Below are 17691 nucleotides of genomic sequence, written 5' to 3'. Positions count from 1 at the left end.
AGTATTAATTGTAATACCACGTGCTTTTTCTTCAGGTGCTGAGTCGATTTGTGAGTAATCTTTCGCTTCACCGCCGTAAGTTTTTGCACAAATAGTTGCAATCGCAGCAGTTAAAGTTGTTTTACCATGGTCAACGTGACCGATTGTGCCCACGTTTACGTGTGGCTTATTACGTTCAAACTTGGCTTTAGCCATGATGATCTTCCTTTATAAACTACTCATGGAGGGTCACCCCATGAGCACTTGGTTTTTAACTAAGAAATTAGTTTGGGCTTATAGTAATCGAAAGATTACTCGTCGTCACCTTTTTTACCGCCAGCTTGGAATTTAGCGATGATGCCTTCAGCCACGTTACGTGGAGTTTCAGCATATTTAGCAAATTCCATAGAGTAAGTCGCACGACCTTGAGACATAGAACGCATTTGAGTCGCGTAACCAAACATCTCAGCAAGAGGAACTTCTGCACGAATTGCTTTTGTTCCACCAGGAAGATCGTCCATACCTTGAACCATACCACGACGACGGTTTAAGTCACCCATGATATCGCCCATGTAGTCTTCTGGAGTTTCTACTTCAACTTTCATGATAGGTTCAAGAAGGATAGGATCCGCTTTCATGAAACCATCACGGAAGGCATAAGAACCTGCCATTTTGAACGATAATTCGTCAGAGTCGACGTCATGGTAAGAACCGTCGAATAATGTCGCTTTAATACCAACAACAGGGTAACCAGCTAATACACCATTCTTCATACGTTCTTGAATACCTTTGTCAACCGCGCCAAAGAATTCTTTAGGTACTACACCACCAACAACTTCTTCAACGAATTGGTATTCTTTACCAGCTTCTTCAACATCAAGCGGCTCAAGACGTACATATACGTGACCAAACTTACCTTTACCACCAGTTTGACGTACGAACTTACCTTCTTGTTCAACAGACTTTTTGATCGTTTCACGGTAAGCAACCATTGGTTTACCAATGTTAGCTTCAACACCGAATTCACGCTTCATACGGTCAACAATGATGTCAAGGTGAAGCTCACCCATACCAGCAATAATTGTTTGACCAGATTCTTCGTCTGTACGAACACGGAACGATGGATCTTCTTTAGCCAAACGACCTAAAGCGATAGACATTTTTTCTTGGTCTGCTTTAGTTTTTGGTTCAACAGCCAATGAAATTACTGGCTCTGGGAATTCCATACGCTCAAGAGTAATGATGTTTTTCTCATCACATAATGTATCACCAGTTGTAACGTCTTTAAGACCTACACACGCTGCGATATCACCTGCACGGATTTCATCAAGATCTTGACGTTCGTTCGCATGCATTTGCACGATACGACCGATACGTTCACGCTTAGCTTTAACTGGGTTATAAACCGGATCACCTTGTTTAAGAACACCAGAGTAAACACGTACGAATGTTAAGTTACCTACGAATTTGTCGTTCATGATTTTGAACGCAAGCGCAGAGAACGGAGCTTCGTCAGATGCTTCACGAGACGCTTTAGTTTCGTCTTTGTCGTCAAGGATACCTTCGATCGCTTTAACTTCTGTAGGTGATGGTAAGAATTCAATTACAGCATCCAACATACGTTGAACACCTTTGTTCTTGAACGCAGAACCACAAAGCATTACTTGAATTTCAGAAGCTAATGTACGAGCACGTAAACCAGCGATGATGTCTTCTTTAGAAAGATCACCTTCTTCTAGGTACTTGTCCATTAATTCTTCAGAAGCTTCAGCTGCAGCTTCAACCATTTTTGTACGCCATTCTTGAGCAGTATCAACTAGGTCAGCTGGGATATCAGCATATTCAAACTTCATACCTTGAGATGCTTCATCCCAGATAATCGCTTTCATTTCGATAAGGTCAACAACACCCTGGAATGTATCTTCAGCACCAATTGGCACAACGATAGGAACAGGATTACCACCTAAACGAGTTTTAACTTGCTCAACAGCACGGAAGAAGTTTGCACCAGTACGGTCCATCTTGTTCACGAATGCTAAACGAGGCACTTTATATTTGTTCGCTTGACGCCATACAGTTTCAGACTGAGGTTGTACACCACCTACAGCACAGTAAACCATGCACGCACCGTCAAGAACACGCATAGAACGTTCAACTTCGATTGTGAAGTCTACGTGTCCCGGGGTGTCAATTACGTTGATACGGTGTTGTTCGAATTGGTTACCCATACCAGACCAGAAACAAGTCGTAGCAGCAGAGGTAATTGTAATACCACGCTCTTGCTCTTGTTCCATCCAGTCCATTGTTGCTGCACCGTCGTGTACTTCACCAATTTTGTGAGATACACCTGTGTAGAACAAAATACGTTCAGTTGTAGTTGTTTTACCTGCGTCAATGTGCGCAGAAATACCGATGTTACGGTAACGAGTAATTGGGGTTTGGCGAGCCATGATGTCTACATTCCTAAATGTTATATTTAAAACAGGACGCACCAATTAAATTGATGCGCGCGAATATCCAAACAGGCAACTTAAATACCTGCAAAGCCCCCACTTTGATAGAGAGCAATGTTGAATCGAGCTGCTGTACGCATGAATATTCTCCTGAATAAGGCCTGTTTTATCCGCTTAGAAACGGTAGTGAGAGAAGGCTTTGTTAGCTTCAGCCATACGGTGCACATCTTCACGTTTTTTGATTGCTGCACCTTTACCTTCAGCTGCATCAAGCAACTCACCAGCAAGACGTAAAGCCATCGTTTTTTCAGAACGCTTAGCAGCAGCATCTACTAACCAACGCATAGCTAAGGCAGTACGACGGGATGGGCGCACTTCCATAGGTACTTGATAAGTAGCACCACCAACACGGCGTGCTTTTACTTCAACCATAGGACGAACTTTTTCAAGAGTAGTCTCGAAAAATTCAACTGGGTCTACTTTGTTTTTTTCTTGAACGCGTTCTAAAGCACCGTAAACGATACTTTCTGCAATAGATTTTTTACCATCTTGCATTACGTGGTTCATGAATTTAGCGATTGTTTGGCTGCTAAATTTTGGATCTGGAAGGATCTCACGAGCAGCGACTACGCGACGTCTTGGCATTTTAATACACCTAATAATATGACACTTCAGGATGATCCAGCAGTTTGTACAAGTGTCATGTACACGACGCTGGCCTTACTATACGTCGCTTGAATTACAAATCTATGAAGAATTCAAACAAGCGAAACGCTAAAGGGCTTATTCGACTAGTTTCCTAGAATTACTTCTTAGGACGCTTAGTACCGTATTTAGAACGTGATTGATTACGATCTTTAACACCAGCACAGTCTAATGAACCACGAACGGTATGGTAACGTACACCCGGTAAGTCTTTAACACGACCACCACGGATAAGAACAACACTGTGCTCTTGTAAGTTATGGCCTTCACCACCGATGTAGCTAGATACTTCAAAACCTGAAGTTAAGCGAACACGGCAAACCTTACGCATAGCTGAGTTAGGTTTTTTAGGTGTAGTTGTATAAACACGTGTACAAACACCACGACGTTGTGGACAAGCCTTCAACGCAGGAACTTTGGATTTTTCAACCAAAGTCGTACGACCCTTACGGATCAACTGATTCGTTGTTGCCATATGGCAATTCTCCCGTTATTAAAAAACCTTAAAAAGAAAATACCTCTTTTTAAGGGCACATAATTGTAAGCCAAGATGCAAAAATGGTCAACACGGCAATACTTACCAAATGTTGACCATATCAATGTTTGACAGCACGATTTATAAATTTAAATAGAGGCTATTTTTACTTTTTAAACCTTCACTTTGTAAGCGTATTGTTAAGAGTATTTTTTATCTTCCAATATCTCGTCATCATCCTCTGGTGTTAGAGCAGGCTTTTGCTCAGTATGCTCATGTTCTGTCACATGTTTGTCAGCAAGTTTTTCTAAGCCCTGATGAACATTTTCTTGAACTTTCTCTTCACTTTTTTCGCTTTCCGTAGGTTTTAACACAATAGATACTTTAGAGATTACCTCGTGGTTTTCTACTTTATGATGATGAGCAGCATGAATATTGCCATCTTCACCTACATTTAAAAGTCTTGGGCTTGCTTTTTGAATGAGTGTAACTGCAGCATAATAGGCCTGTAACGGAGATAAATGCTCACTTGGATGTTCGTTTAAATAATGTCTTGCAGCTCCAAAAATTGCCTGAGCTTTATGTCCTACATCTTCTTGTAATTTCCAGCTATATACTGCACTTAAAACAGCCCCTGCAACTGGAGTAAACTTACCAAAAGCTGAAAGTTTAGGAATACGATTTAACCATTCCCATTTAAACTCCCCTTCTTCATCTGTTAGCCAGCTCTTTAAAGTATCTATATCTGTGGTTGAACCTAATACTTGCTGAAATTGATGAATATCTTGAGTTTCCAACATATTTCGCAATGTTTTTAAAGCCAACAAGAGAGTTTGTTTCTCTGCAATCAAGCTAATATCAACTTCTTTAAAAATAAACTCGACAACATCTTGGTCTGCTACCTCCAGCAGATCAAAGCCATGTGATCTTCCTGTCTGGTAAATAGTTCTTAAAACCAAAACTAATGAAACTGGAATATCTACAGCTGCACCAACGACACCTGATACACCTGTAATTGCACCTTGTACAGTCGCAATGAGCTTGTTTTGTTCTATAAGTGCCTGACTTAGACGTTGAGAACGACCTGTATCTTTAGTTAATTCAAATAAATCTTTAGCACCCGCTTCTTCTAGGATTTTTTCAGTTAAGGTACTTTTTGAACTAAAGTCATTTAACCAATTAAATAAATGGCCTGAGATTTTTTCATCCCAATCTGGCGAAAGAAATGTAGCAACACCATTTACTTTTTTAAAATGACGACCAAATACCTGACGTGTGACTTTTGGTAAATGTTCTCTTAGCATTTGTTGAGGACTTTCATATTGCTCAACTTCAAATGGGCTTTTTGTTCTCGATCTACCTTCAACAGTTTTTCCAGTTGGGATTGGTTCAATTACCTTACTGACGTCACCTGATTGGTTCTGTTGCAAGATACTCAATCCTGTAGAACTGAGCTTTTTAGCCACTCCGAAGACCTGAGAAAACAAATTGTCAGATTGATTATTATTAAATTTTGTCATCAAGTACCTCGAATTTTTAATTTATCTAATTAGAGATAAATACTAGGTGGAATGTGGATTTATCTCAACTTGAAAGTGTGTATTTTAGTTAACCCTACATGCAACATACTATGTATTTGGTTATTTTTTTTAAATGTAAAATTGTCATAAAGATTTGCCATAAGAAATAAAAATCCTTTCTGCTATCATGTTAACAACGAAAAACATGAGTCCCGTTTTCTTACAGCTATATTCTCCTATTCATTTTCATAGCTGTTGAACACGATAGACTCTTAAATATCACCATAAAGGGACCTGTAGATGAAACGTGTTGTAATCACTGGTATGGGTATTAACTCATGTATCGGTAACTCTTTAGAAGCAGTTACTCATTCACTTCAAAATGGAATCTCCGGGACACGTTTTAACCCAACTTATGCTGAACTCAATTTTAAAAGTCATGTCAGCGCTGCTGCAGAACAAGACTTTGATAATATCGACCGTAAATTAAAACGCTTCATGGGCGTATGTGCGATGTATGCATACAACGCTGCTGTAGCTGCAGTTGAACATGCAGGTCTTACTCCTGAACAACTTGCTGGTAATCCACGTTATGGTATTGCAGGTGGTTCAGGTGGTGGCTCAACTGCTTCTGTTGTTGAAATGACAGAATTATTAGAGACTAAAGGCGCACGTAAAGTGGGTCCATTCTTCGTGCCACGTAACATGTCAAACACCATTACTGCAAACGTAGGTGTTGCATTTAAGCTACAAGGTATTTCACATACTATTACAAGTGCTTGCGCAACTTCTGCAGATGCAATTGGTTATGCGTACAACTTAATTCAACTTGGCAAACAAGACCTTATGCTTGCTGGTGGCGGTGAAGAAGATCACTGGTCTCAAAGTTTATTGTTTGATGCAATGGGCGCACTTTGCTCGAAATATAACGACTCTCCAGAAACAGCATCTCGCCCATATTCAGCAGATCGTGACGGCTTCGTTATTGCTGGCGGTGGTGGTTTCGTAGTACTTGAATCACTTGAACATGCGCAAGCACGTGGTGCGAACATTTTAGCTGAAGTAGTAGGTTATGCTGCGAACAGTGATGGCGCGGACATGGTTGCTCCAAGTGGTGAAGGCGCTACACGTTGTGTATTAATGGCACTTGAAGAAGCTAAGCAACATGGCGTAGAGAAAATTGACTATGTAAATACACATGGTACTTCTACTCCAGCCGGTGACATTACAGAACTTAAAGCCATGGAACGTGCATTTGGTGAAGGTAAAGTACCTCCTCTTAGCTCAACCAAATCTATGACAGGTCATAGCTTGGGTGCAGCTGGTGTACAAGAAGCTATTTACTCTGTGCTAATGATGCAAAATGACTTTATTGCACCAAACATCAACGTGACTGAACTTGATGAAGGCGCAAAACCTTTCGATATCGTACTTGAAAAACGTGATGCAAAATTGAATACTGTAATGAGTAACAGTTTTGGCTTTGGCGGTGTTAACGCTTGCCTTATTTTCAAGAAGTGGGATGCATAATCCCACCTAGGATTATCGATGGATGCACCTTCTGATGCTTTTTTGTGGGTAAAAGCATTACATATTATTGCCGTGGTTTGCTGGTTCGCTGCTTTGTTCTACTTACCACGTCTATATGTTTATCATGCTATGAGTGAAGATGCTGCAAGTCATCAACGCTTTGAGGTAATGGAACGCAAGTTATATCGTGGAATTATGTGGCCTTCGATGATTGCTACATTAATTACCGCCCATTTCCTTGTAGAGTGGGGTGATGCAACTCGACATTACCATCAAGCCACATGGTTTTACCTCAAAGTTGGATTAGTGGCTTTACTAGTGATTTATCATTTGGTATGTGGCTATTATCGTAAAAAGCTCATCGGAAATGCTCACTATAAATCACATAAGTTTTGGCGCTTCTTTAATGAAATGCCAACTTTAATTTTATTTGCTGTTGTGATTTTAGTTGTTGTAAAGCCTCAGTTCTAACTGGGGCTTTTGCTTTTCTTATCTAAGAAATCTTTTATTCATCATAATAAAAACATGAAATTCACTTAAATATTTATGAAAACAGCACGATAAAACTAATGAATAGCTACGGCTCTTTATTTAGCAACACATGATCTATACTATGCTAAATAAATAGATGAACTCATTTAATGGCAAAGCTATGCTAACTTTTAATGCCCTTAAACGCTTAATCCATACACAATTTATCCTTCTTACACTTTTTATTTTCCGTCACTTAAAAAACTATCCGATTAGACATTTGACTGCTCAAGAAAAATTATTGGCACAAATGGTTTTTGGCAACATGCTCGATTGTGAACGGCCTAAAATTATTGCTACGCGCTACCTCCCTTGGCAGAGTTGCGGTATTTTCATGGCGCCAAATGGGAATATTTATGTCAATCCTGCTGATTACAGTGAAAATTACGCTTTAGAATCTAAGTTTATGCAGGGTATTTTTATTCACGAACTCACACACGTCATGCAATATCAAAAAGGCATTCATGTCCTACTTAAAGGCGCTTTATTACAATCAGCCTATTACCTCAGCTTTAAAAGTTACAATCCCTACAAATATACCTATCACCCTGACAAGGCATTTAGTACGTATAATATTGAACAGCAAGGCGAAATTGCGCGCGATATTTGCTCTGGAAAAATCCCAAATATTATCTGTTCACCTCGACTTCATTTGTAACTAAATAATCAATCTCGCTTTGAACGTAACATTTTTTGCGTAATGTAAATGAGAATTCTTATAAATCAGAAATACTTATATAAACTATAAAAGTGCGCTTATTCAATTCAAATTATTGAAAAAAATAGAACAGACTTATTCCAAATTAGCTTGTGATAAGGCAGTATACAAACAATAAAAATAATGAAGCGTGTTTCTATTCTATACAGAAAATCTCGTTATTTTTACGCAGAAAATATGGGATTGGTATATATTATTGATCTTGACATTTTTGTTTACTATTTTAATTGTTTACTATCGTATCATACACATCGTTGAAAAATTATATCCATAAAAATCAACACTATGTGTATCTATATTCGTTATGATCTAGGATTAGGTTTGAATGAAAAGTTTTAAAGTTGCCCTTGCTCAGTTTTCTCCGCATATTGGCAATATTGACTCAAACACCCAAAAGATGATTGAGCAAGTAAATCAGGCGAAAAAACAAGACGCTGACCTGATTATTTTTCCCGAGCTTTCTGTTATTGGTTATCCAGCTGAAGATCTATTGTTACGTCCAAATTTAAATAAACGTATGCAAAAGGCTTTTGCACAACTTGCCGAAGTTAAAGATATTGTTATGGTTTTCGGATTTGTAAACCAGACAGAAGATGGTCAACGTTATAATTCTGCTGCTGTCATGAAAGACGGTCAAGTTTTGGGTGTTTTTAATAAACATAATTTACCAAACTATGGCGTCTTTGATGAAAAACGCTATTTCCAAAAAGGCCATCAGCACTTAGTTTTTGAATATCTTGGGCATAAGTTTGGCGTATTAATTTGTGAAGATATCTGGTCAATTAATACGGTTAAACAGTTGAGCCAATTAAATGTTGATACTGCTCTTGTACTCAACTCATCACCATATGAAGTCGGTAAACCACAACACCGTATACAGACTTTAAGTGAACTTGCAAAACAACTTCATCTAAATATTGTTTATGTTAACCAAGTGGGCGGACAAGACGATTTAATTTTTGATGGCACAAGTTTTGTCAGCAATCAAAATGGTGAAATTGCTTTACAAGCACCGAGCTTTAAAGAAGACATTTATATTGCTGAATTTGACCGTGATACAAAGTTATATAAAGTCACTGAATCTGCTCCTGCATTAGAAACATTTGCAGAAATCTATCAAGGTTTAGTCATGGCAACTCGTGACTATGTAGAGCGCTCAGGCTTCCCAGGTGTGATTTTAGGTCTTTCTGGTGGTATCGACTCTGCCCTTACACTTGCGATTGCTGTTGATGCAATCGGTGCAGAAAAAGTGCAAGCTGTAATGATGCCTTATACTTACACTTCTCAAATTAGTGTAGAAGATGCGGCTGAACAAGCTCGCCGTATGGGTGTGACTTTCGGTATTGCTGAAATTCACTCAATCGTAAATAGCTTCATGCAAACCCTGTATCCTTTCTTTGGTAATTCGCCAGCTGATGCAACTGAAGAAAATTTACAAGCGCGTGCTCGTGGCACATTGCTTATGGGCTTATCAAACAAGTTTGGTAATTTAGTCCTTGCTACAGGGAATAAATCTGAACTTTCAGTTGGCTACTGTACACTTTATGGCGATATGGTTGGTGGCTTTGCGGTTCTAAAAGATGTTTATAAAACTATCGTATTTGAATTAGCAAAATACCGTAACAGCTTAAGCGAAACTCCTGTTATTCCTGAGCGTGTGATTACCCGCCCACCTTCAGCAGAACTTCGTCCGGATCAAAAAGACCAAGACTCTTTACCAGCATATGACGTATTGGATGCCATCCTTTACGCATATATTGAAGAAGATTTAGGGCAGGCCGATATTATTGCCAAAGGTTTTGATAAAGAAGTTGTTGAAAAAGTCATCCGTTTAGTTGATCGTAATGAATACAAACGTCGTCAAGGTGCGATTGGCCCGAGAATTACCTCTCGTGCATTTAGTCGCGAACGACGTTATCCGATTGTCAACGGTTGGACAGCGAATGACTGAGCAGAAAAACTCATCAAAAACTACAGCACTTGCTCAAGCACTTTTGCTTGAGCAGGTGGAATTTTTCAAAAAACAATTATCTATAGAAAACTCACCTATTTATTTCCAGCAGTTCATTCAGTTGTTTATGCAACATGCTGACGAAATCAAGCTACACGAAGTTGTTGATTTAGAGCAACTACAAGCCGTTGTGAAACGCTATGCTTTTGAAATGCAGCTAGGTGCTGGTTTACTTGAATTTATTGGGGAAATTGCACAGCGTATTTATTTATCTGCGATGAAATCGCCAATTCAGTTACAAGACTTGGTCTCTGACCATCAATTTGAAATGTGGCTCTCCAAATTTTTAGAAATGGAGCATATTCCTCATTATCTCAATCAGTTTTTAAGAACTAGCCCTTCTGTACAACAGCTTTGCCAATATATTGCAACCTCGACTCTAGAACAAAAATTACCAAAACTTCTAACTGCATCTAGAGTCGATGACTACCATTTTGAATGGCAACATAAGCTTAAAAAATTCTCTTTTTTACAACAACAACGCATCGAGCATAAACTTGAAACTTGGATTGCCAGTTTTATTCATGAGCAACTTACAGAATTAAGTCTTTTATCGAGTGAAGATTTAGAAAGTCTAGTGCGTCATGTTTGGGAAGATATCAGACATAAAAAAATGTATGAGTTTATGAAGCAACTCACTCCTCTCGATGTTGAAGAGTTCTTTGTTTTAATTTACGAATACTGGAAAGAATTACGTCAATCAGAATTTATGCAAGATCTTATTTTGTATGGCGTTGAAGTTTTTTATGACTTTTATAAAGACCAAAGTTTATTTGAAGTATTAAGTGAAATTGGTCTAACCGAAAGCGACTTACAAACAGAAGCTTTACGTTTTTATCCGAAGGTTATGGATGCCTTCAATGAGCACGGTATTTTAGAACCGTTACTTCAAGCACTACTAGCTCCTTTTTATCAAAGCTCAAAAACACTCGATATGATTGAAAAACATTTTAATGAGTAAAAAATAGATAAAAAGAAACCACGCAGGAGCGTGGTTTTTAAAATGGTGGCTATGACGAGACTTGAACTTGTGACCCCCGCATTATGAGTGCGGTGCTCTAACCAACTGAGCTACATAGCCGTAAACTGTGTGCGCATTATCTATAGTTCTGTATAGCAGGTCAATAGGTAAAAACCCTTAATGTCCATCAATTGAACAAATAAGATTCAGATCATCATTATTTGTTCTTTTTTTAGCATATTTTTGCTTTAAACAATTGATCGGCCACAGAAATATATTAAAGATCTAATACTAGTTTTTTACCTTTAGCTCTCGACACATAAATCATCATGCTCTTCTGTGAAGCCTTTTCTGCATCACTTAAGTATTGATCAAAGTGATCTGCTTCGCCTTCTAAAATAGCAGTTTCACATGTACCGCATACGCCTTCGCGACATAAGCACTCCACATCAATATTTAATGTTTCAATAGCTTGTAAAATCGTCTGATTACCTTGTACTTCAATTTCCTGATTAGATTTGGCAAGTACCACTGTAAATGCATCACCTTCCTCAGGAACTGTTGAGGCAAATTACTCCCAATGGATGTATTCATCGCGGTAACGGTGCTTATTACAACAATCAATCACAGCATCAATCATGGGTTTAGGACCACATACATAGACATGTGTGCCTTTAGGTTGTGATGAAATCAGTTCATCCAGCTGTAATAAGCAACCTTCTGAGTCAACATAGCTAAATACATGCTTGGCATGTTTTTGCTTTAACTCATCTAACAAAGCTATAACTATAAAGCCCGTCTTTACAAACTGCGTTTAATCAAAAAATGAACATAAAAAAAGACCACGCAGGAGCGTGGTCTATAAAATGGTGGCTATGACGAGACTTGAACTTGTGACCCCCGCATTATGAGTGCGGTGCTCTAACCAACTGAGCTACATAGCCGAAAACTGTGCGCGCATTATCTTAGTTTCTTTAATGCACGTCAAGAAAAATTTTAAATAAATTAGGTGAAGTGAGCCTATAAGCCGGGTTCTGTCGAGGATGGTCATTCCTCTAGGCGTACAATCACTCATACGCTCAAGCGACCTACCCGAATCCAGTACGGGCCGTACCTCAGGATTCCTATTTGGTCTTGCTTCTGGTGGGGTTTACCATGCCGTGAACTGTTACCAGACACGCGGTGCGCTCTTACCGCACCCTTTCACCCTTACCTCACGAATGAGGCGGTCTACTCTCTGCTGCACTTTCCGTCGGCTTTCACCGCCCAGGCGTTACCTGGCACCCTGCCCTATGAAGCCCGGACTTTCCTCCCCTGCTTCAGTCACGAAGACCTCCACAGCAGCGACCATCCAGCTCACCTCAGGGGCGCATATTAACAAATTTATTTACTAATTGCTTGTGCTTTTTTGAGCAATTAATTTTTTATATTTGTCGAATAGCTCATCTTCAGTCTCCACATGCTGCGGATCTTTAGGAATACAGTCCACTGGACAAAATAACTGACATTGCGGCTGGTCATGATGACCAACGCATTCAGTGCATAAATCTGGATGAATTTCATAAATCACTTCCCCCATGAAAATGGCTTCATTTGGGCAAACTGGTTCACAAACATCACAGTTTATGCATTCATCGGTGATATATAACGACACTTTACCAACCTTGTTGATGTTTACGTTCAAAAGCTTCAACCACAGCTTGTGGAACAAACTTGGTTACATCCCCTTTTAAACGAGCAATTTCCCGAATTAATGTCGAAGAAATAAATGAATACTGCTCAGATGGTGTTAAAAATACTGCTTCAAAATGTGGGTCAAGTTGACGGTTCATATTGGCAAGTTGAAATTCATATTCAAAATCAGAAACTGCTCTTAAACCACGAAGTACTGCTGTCGCCTTTTGCTCTTTGAAAAAATTAACTAACAGCCCATCAAAGCCTACAAATTCAACATTTGATAAATGGCTAAGTGATGTTTGGGCCAGTTCAACTCTCTCTTCTAGACTGAACAAAGGATTTTTATGATGTCCAATTGCAATTGCTACTACAACCTCATCAAACATTCTTGATGCTCTAGTAACTAAATCAACGTGTCCATTCGTGATGGGGTCAAATGTTCCAGGATAAATTACACGCGTTTTAGACATCCGCTAGTACTCTAATTGTATTGTGAACCTATTTTAGCAAAAGTTATACATCAGGCGAAATATTGACGTGCAGGAAAAACTTCACCTTAGCATCAGTTTACGGCACAATAGGCATAATTGTGGAAGTTTGAATTATGGCGAAAGCAACAGTAGTAAAGAAACATAATGGCGGAACCATCGCACAAAACAAACGTGCCCGTCATGATTATTTTATCGAAGAAAAATTTGAAGCTGGTATGTCTTTACTAGGCTGGGAAGTGAAGTCTTTACGTGCTGGTCGCATGAGTTTGACAGAAAGTTATGTCATTTTTAAGAATGGTGAAGCGTTTTTATTTGGTGCACAAATTCAACCGCTTCTTTCTGCATCTACTCATGTAGTACCTGAAGCTACACGTACACGTAAATTATTATTATCACGCCGAGAACTAGAAAAGCTAACAGGTTCAGTTAACCAAAAAGGTTACTCATGTGTTCCTTTAGCATGTTACTGGAAAGGTCACTTGGTTAAACTTGAGATCGCGCTTGTGAAAGGTAAACAGCTTCATGACAAACGTGCGACTGAAAAAGATCGCGATTGGCAGCGTGATAAAGCTCGTATATTTCATAAGTAATAAAAAAACCTTTAAAGTTAACTTTAAAGGTTTTTTTATGTCATTTTGAATTTAGCAGAATTTTAAATTGCCATAACAGTTGGATGCAAAAGATTGATTTTTAAGTTGTAAATCCTTCAATGGGAAATTTACAATCGTATTCGGTAATTTAACCTCACCAACTGCTAAATCTTCGCCAAACAAACAATTTAAAAGATTACATCTCACTGGGTTTGCAGTTAAATAAGCACTAATTGGATCTACCACTTGTTTTAACACATCATTAGTGATCTCAATTTGTTTACTTGGCGTCACATTACCAATATCAATTTCATCGTCAAAAGCCATCCACCACCCTCGCTCTGCTGCAGCATCTGCACCTGGCCAAAATATTTGCTGGCCTTGCAAGGAAAGTGAGAAAGGATTGTTTAGTTCAATTTTATGAATAAATCCTAAGTTTTGATCAACCGTGAGCGCCGCTCTTAATCCAGTAATGCTACCCGTTACATTCTTTTGTAAATTTAGTAACCCTAGTGCAGCATTAATAGAAGCCTTCAAATCTCCGGAGAAATTAAGTTGATCAATATTTGCCACCCCGTTCAGCATGACATTGTTCATTCGTGAACCAGATATAACTTGACCATTAATTACAATAGGTGCCGTGGTCTGTTGTAATTGCAAATTATAATCAGACGAGTTAAATCCTAAAGGAATACAAAGTCCGATACATGCATTAACAGTTCCATCAATAGTCTTGCCTGTATCTTGATAAGACATATTACGGGCGGCTGTATAGGCTAAACCAGTGGTATCTTTAATCTTCAAATAACCACTTAAACTATTAATGCCATTTGGCGTTTCTGAATTTTCAAGCCCCATAGTCAGCAGTCCCATCACCTTTTCAGCACTCAAACGAAAGCCTTTAATTTCTCTCAAGGCTGCACTGTCTGGATTTTTAATTGCAAATTCAATAAAAGGATTACTAAAAACAGCAGAAGAAGAGGCTCGCCCATCGCTGGTATCACTTAAGCCACTTAAACTTAAGTTATCAATGTCAATATCACAGCCACCTAAACCGTTTACCCCTCCACATCCTAATTGCAACTTATTAACGTTGGCATTTAATTCAAGATTCGCTTCCAAGCCTAATTTATAAAAACCAATATTTTGCTGACTCATTGAAGCATCGGCTTGTTTGGGATCGGTATAGGTAAATGAAAATAAAGCCTGTGCTTCGACTTTTGAGAGTTCTGTGTCACTGAGTGGAACAAGATTCGCAGATTCTAAATTAGCATAGCTCAAAGTACTCCATGTTATACAAAGAGCTGTTAAAAAGTTTTTCATGATTATTCCGTTTTTTTATTTATTAGGATTTAGACATCATTGTCCAAATAAACCATTTGGTAAAAATAATTAAAAAAGAACAAAAAAAATACAACTTTTTTGTAATTAAAATAAAACAATTAAATTTATTTATTTTTAATCAAAAAATTATTTTAACTTAGCCTATAAAGCAATCCAGCAATATATTCGCCAAACCATTTAGCCGTATCTAAATCACCTTGTGGAGGAGTAATTTCAACAGGTGCATTATCTGACTGAGTCATTAAACCTAAACAACTCGATAATCGATTTAAATCTTTTTCACTATGCCCAGTCGTCATTAAAGGTAAACCTGACCAAAGCATGCCATGTTGCATCGCAAAAATATTTAATTGTTGTAATACCGCTAATTTATCGCCGCTTAGACCACCTGAGTTTGCAAAGCCAGCTGCAAGCTTGCCTTGCCACAAACGCTCTTTCCAACGTTTAGAAGTACTGTCCATAAACTTTTTAAAGTCAGCGGTCATACTCCCCATATAGGTAGGCGAACCAAAAATAATACCGTGTGATGCATCAAGCGCATCCCAATCAATATGCTCAATATTCATTAAATGTACTTTTACACCCATCACCTCTGCACCAGCAGCAATAGCGGAAGCTACCTTCGCGGTATGACCATATGGACTGTGGTAGACAATAGAGAGATGTTTTTCAGGCAAAGACATAAGTTTAAAATTTTGAGCGATTTTTTCTATTTTATCATTTTATTAACGCTTGCTAAACCTTCATCTATAAATATGAAATATAAGGCCTTCACTACTGCATACTATAGAAATATTTTCAAATTAAATAAAAAACTCTCCTATTTTTAATAAATATAAAATAAGAGAGTCATTTAAGTCGGTTATCAAAACTTACATAAAAACAAACGTAGCCATACGCCCTGTCTTCGCATCACGACGATAAGAAAAATACTTATCACCCTGTTGATAAGAACATTGATCGCCACCTAAGACTTGTTGCACACCTAGACTTTGCAAAATAAAGCGTGCAATGGCATATAAGTCTGCATGAAATTTATTTGGAGTCACGCCCTCAACAAAAGCCGCTTCCAACTCTGGATATTTGTCACAAAAAGCAGTTTTTACTTCAGCCCCAATTTCAAAACAAGGTTGACTAATTGCAGCTCCTAACCATGCCCAAGTTGGAGGATTTTGCATAGCCGTAACTGTATTTTCAATAATGCCACCTGCTAAACCACGCCAACCAGCATGCAAATTAGCAACTTCACTGCCTTCAGCATTTCCCAACACGACAGGTAAGCAATCAGCCGTCATCATCATTAAAGCATGACCTTTTGTTTGGGTGACCAAACCATCGCCAATTAAAGCTTTAAAAGGAATTTGTTCATTTACAGTATGGCAAATCGTACTATGCGTTTGGGTCATCCATGTCATTTTTTTAACACCGAATTTCGCAAACTCATCCAACAATATCATTCGATGCTGTTGAACACGTTGTGCCTCATCTTTGACATGTAAAGCCAAATTAAAGCCAGATAATTCAAGTTGATCCGTTGGTAATGCCAAAGGATGTTGAACACGTGTCTGCCCTACAAATACGCCTTGAGGTAAACCTTGAACAAATTCCATATGCACGTCCTTAATATGCAGCGTTTTCTGAACGCAACACATTCACTAAATGTGTAAAATCTTCAGGCCACGGCGCTTCAAACAGCATTTCTTCACCAGTACGAGGGTGTTTCAAGCCCAATTTCGCTGCGTGCAATGCCTGACGTTTAAAACCACGTAAAGTTTCAATGAGCAACTCAGATGCACCAGCTGGCACACGTACACGGTTCATATAAACCTGATCACCAATCAAACCGTAACCAATATAACTAAAATGCACACGGATCTGATGTGTTCGTCCTGTTTCAAGACGAGCTTGTACACGGGTAAAATCTTTAAAACGTTCTTTTACATTGTAGTGAGTTACCGCATCTCGCCCACCTGGTAAAATTGCCATTTTTACACGGTCAACTGGGTGGCGTTTGATCGGTTCATCAATCGTACCGCCAGCAATAATATTTCCATAAACAACCAAGTCATATACACGGTAGACCGTTTTATTCGCCAACTGTTTACTTAAAGAAAATTGAGCCTCTAATGTTTTAGCAACAACCAGTAAACCACTGGTATCTTTATCAATACGGTGTACCAAACCAGCACGCGAAAGTTCTGCCAATTTTGGGAAATGGTAAAGCAAAGCATTCACTAAAGTTCCAGAACTATTGCCTGCTCCTGGATGTACCACCATGCCTACCGGTTTATTAATGACTAAAATATCATCGTCTTCATAGACAATATTAAGTGGAATATTTTCAGGTTGACTCGTCGTCTGGGCTTCGAGCTCTACTTCGAGCGTAAGCAGCTCAGTTCCTTCACAACGGTGTTTAGGCTTGACAATGTTACCATTCACCAACAGATGGCCATCTTTCAACCATTGCTTGAGCTTTTCACGTGAAAACTCGCTCCATACCAAGGCTGCTACCTGATCGATACGTTGTCCCAGATAGGTTTCATCTAGCTGAACTTGCAACGATAAACGTGTTGCAGTTGTATCAGAAGTATGGTTATCTGCATCCTCAGAATCTTCAAGTAAATTGAAGTCGGTTTCAGAGAAGTTTGTGTTTGAAGATTGTGCTGAAGTCATTTGATCATTGAGATAAAAGTGGTTTAATAGCGC

General features: G+C 38.8%; 17 protein-coding genes, 2 tRNA genes, 1 other RNA gene and 1 pseudogene. 6 read left to right on the top strand and 15 right to left on the bottom strand.

Annotation, left to right across the window (positions count from 1 at the left end; translation table 11 throughout):
* The 5 genes from MKX14_RS16165 to MKX14_RS16145 all read right to left on the bottom strand — a co-directional run.
* A partial coding sequence (locus tag MKX14_RS16165) for a GTP-binding protein (protein ID WP_001029593.1) occupies positions 1-195 on the bottom strand: 195 nt, incomplete at its 3' end.
* A 95-nt stretch (positions 196-290) separates the two neighbouring features.
* Positions 291-2429, bottom strand: coding sequence for an elongation factor G (gene fusA / locus MKX14_RS16160; protein WP_133481970.1), 2139 nt, complete (start codon positions 2427-2429; stop codon positions 291-293).
* Positions 2430-2606: 177 nt separating this feature from the next.
* Complete coding sequence (gene rpsG / locus MKX14_RS16155; RefSeq protein ID WP_001138055.1) at positions 2607-3077, bottom strand: 30S ribosomal protein S7; 471 nt, start codon at positions 3075-3077, stop codon at positions 2607-2609.
* 160 nt (positions 3078-3237) lie between these two features.
* Entirely contained in the window at positions 3238-3612 is a 375-nt protein-coding gene (gene rpsL / locus MKX14_RS16150) for a 30S ribosomal protein S12 (RefSeq protein ID WP_002050319.1), read from the bottom strand.
* 200 nt (positions 3613-3812) lie between these two features.
* Positions 3813-5132: an EcsC family protein gene (locus MKX14_RS16145; protein ID WP_205666315.1), complete on the bottom strand. Its 1320-nt coding sequence runs from the start codon at positions 5130-5132 to the stop codon at positions 3813-3815.
* 300 nt (positions 5133-5432) lie between these two features.
* Between MKX14_RS16145 and fabB the strand changes: the two genes are divergently transcribed.
* The 5 genes from fabB to MKX14_RS16120 all read left to right on the top strand — a co-directional run bounded on the left by fabB (position 5433) and on the right by MKX14_RS16120 (position 10883).
* A complete protein-coding gene (gene fabB, locus MKX14_RS16140) occupies positions 5433-6662 on the top strand; it encodes a beta-ketoacyl synthase N-terminal-like domain-containing protein (RefSeq protein ID WP_039756534.1) in 1230 nt (409 codons plus the stop codon).
* A gap of 18 nt (positions 6663-6680) precedes the next feature.
* Positions 6681-7133: a protoporphyrinogen oxidase HemJ gene (hemJ, locus tag MKX14_RS16135; RefSeq protein ID WP_002120291.1), complete on the top strand. Its 453-nt coding sequence runs from the start codon at positions 6681-6683 to the stop codon at positions 7131-7133.
* A 157-nt stretch (positions 7134-7290) separates the two neighbouring features.
* On the top strand, positions 7291-7851 hold the full coding sequence (locus MKX14_RS16130) for a hypothetical protein (RefSeq protein WP_133481971.1): 561 nt from the start codon (positions 7291-7293) through the stop codon (positions 7849-7851).
* A 385-nt stretch (positions 7852-8236) separates the two neighbouring features.
* Positions 8237-9862 (top strand): NAD+ synthase, encoded by a 1626-nt coding sequence (locus MKX14_RS16125; protein WP_014205965.1) that lies wholly within the window; start codon positions 8237-8239, stop codon positions 9860-9862.
* Positions 9855-10883 carry a hypothetical protein gene (locus MKX14_RS16120; RefSeq protein ID WP_133481973.1) on the top strand — a complete coding sequence of 343 codons (1029 nt, stop codon included), beginning with the start codon at positions 9855-9857 and terminating at the stop codon, positions 10881-10883. Before MKX14_RS16125 ends, MKX14_RS16120 begins: the two co-directional genes overlap by 8 nt.
* A gap of 43 nt (positions 10884-10926) precedes the next feature.
* On the opposite strand, the gene MKX14_RS16115 is transcribed toward MKX14_RS16120, so the two are convergent.
* The 6 genes and pseudogenes from MKX14_RS16115 to coaD form a co-directional block, all read right to left on the bottom strand.
* A tRNA-Met gene (locus MKX14_RS16115) sits at positions 10927-11003 on the bottom strand.
* A gap of 157 nt (positions 11004-11160) precedes the next feature.
* A pseudogene (cntB, locus tag MKX14_RS16110) lies at positions 11161-11664 on the bottom strand (carnitine monooxygenase, reductase subunit CntB); the annotation flags it as partial.
* 86 nt (positions 11665-11750) lie between these two features.
* A tRNA-Met gene (locus tag MKX14_RS16105) sits at positions 11751-11827 on the bottom strand.
* Between the two features lie 63 nt (positions 11828-11890).
* An RNA gene (gene rnpB / locus MKX14_RS16100) (RNase P RNA component class A) lies at positions 11891-12246 on the bottom strand.
* 27 nt (positions 12247-12273) lie between these two features.
* On the bottom strand, positions 12274-12537 hold the full coding sequence (locus MKX14_RS16095; RefSeq protein ID WP_005070936.1) for a YfhL family 4Fe-4S dicluster ferredoxin: 264 nt from the start codon (positions 12535-12537) through the stop codon (positions 12274-12276).
* Position 12538: 1 nt separating this feature from the next.
* On the bottom strand, positions 12539-13030 hold the full coding sequence (gene coaD, locus MKX14_RS16090; protein ID WP_005070938.1) for a pantetheine-phosphate adenylyltransferase: 492 nt from the start codon (positions 13028-13030) through the stop codon (positions 12539-12541).
* A 134-nt stretch (positions 13031-13164) separates the two neighbouring features.
* On the opposite strand from coaD, the gene smpB reads away from it, so the two are divergent.
* Positions 13165-13641, top strand: coding sequence for an SsrA-binding protein SmpB (gene smpB / locus MKX14_RS16085; protein WP_002120348.1), 477 nt, complete (start codon positions 13165-13167; stop codon positions 13639-13641).
* 51 nt (positions 13642-13692) lie between these two features.
* On the opposite strand, the gene MKX14_RS16080 is transcribed toward smpB, so the two are convergent.
* From MKX14_RS16080 to rluD, 4 genes are all read right to left on the bottom strand, one after another.
* Complete coding sequence (locus tag MKX14_RS16080) at positions 13693-14964, bottom strand: hypothetical protein (protein ID WP_240282960.1); 1272 nt, start codon at positions 14962-14964, stop codon at positions 13693-13695.
* Between the two features lie 152 nt (positions 14965-15116).
* Complete coding sequence (locus MKX14_RS16075) at positions 15117-15668, bottom strand: flavodoxin family protein (protein WP_240282959.1); 552 nt, start codon at positions 15666-15668, stop codon at positions 15117-15119.
* Between the two features lie 189 nt (positions 15669-15857).
* Positions 15858-16595 carry a peptidoglycan editing factor PgeF gene (pgeF, locus tag MKX14_RS16070; protein ID WP_240282958.1) on the bottom strand — a complete coding sequence of 246 codons (738 nt, stop codon included), beginning with the start codon at positions 16593-16595 and terminating at the stop codon, positions 15858-15860.
* 10 nt (positions 16596-16605) lie between these two features.
* Positions 16606-17658, bottom strand: a complete 1053-nt coding sequence (gene rluD / locus MKX14_RS16065) for a 23S rRNA pseudouridine(1911/1915/1917) synthase RluD (RefSeq protein ID WP_032038599.1) — start codon at positions 17656-17658, stop codon at positions 16606-16608.
* Between the last annotated feature and the right edge of the window lie 33 nt (positions 17659-17691).

The sequence above is a fragment of the Acinetobacter pittii genome, assembly GCF_022449185.1.
Taxonomy (GTDB): domain Bacteria; phylum Pseudomonadota; class Gammaproteobacteria; order Pseudomonadales; family Moraxellaceae; genus Acinetobacter; species Acinetobacter pittii_I.
Note: the sequence above shows the minus strand (reverse complement) of the source record. Positions and strands in the feature narration are given on the sequence as shown.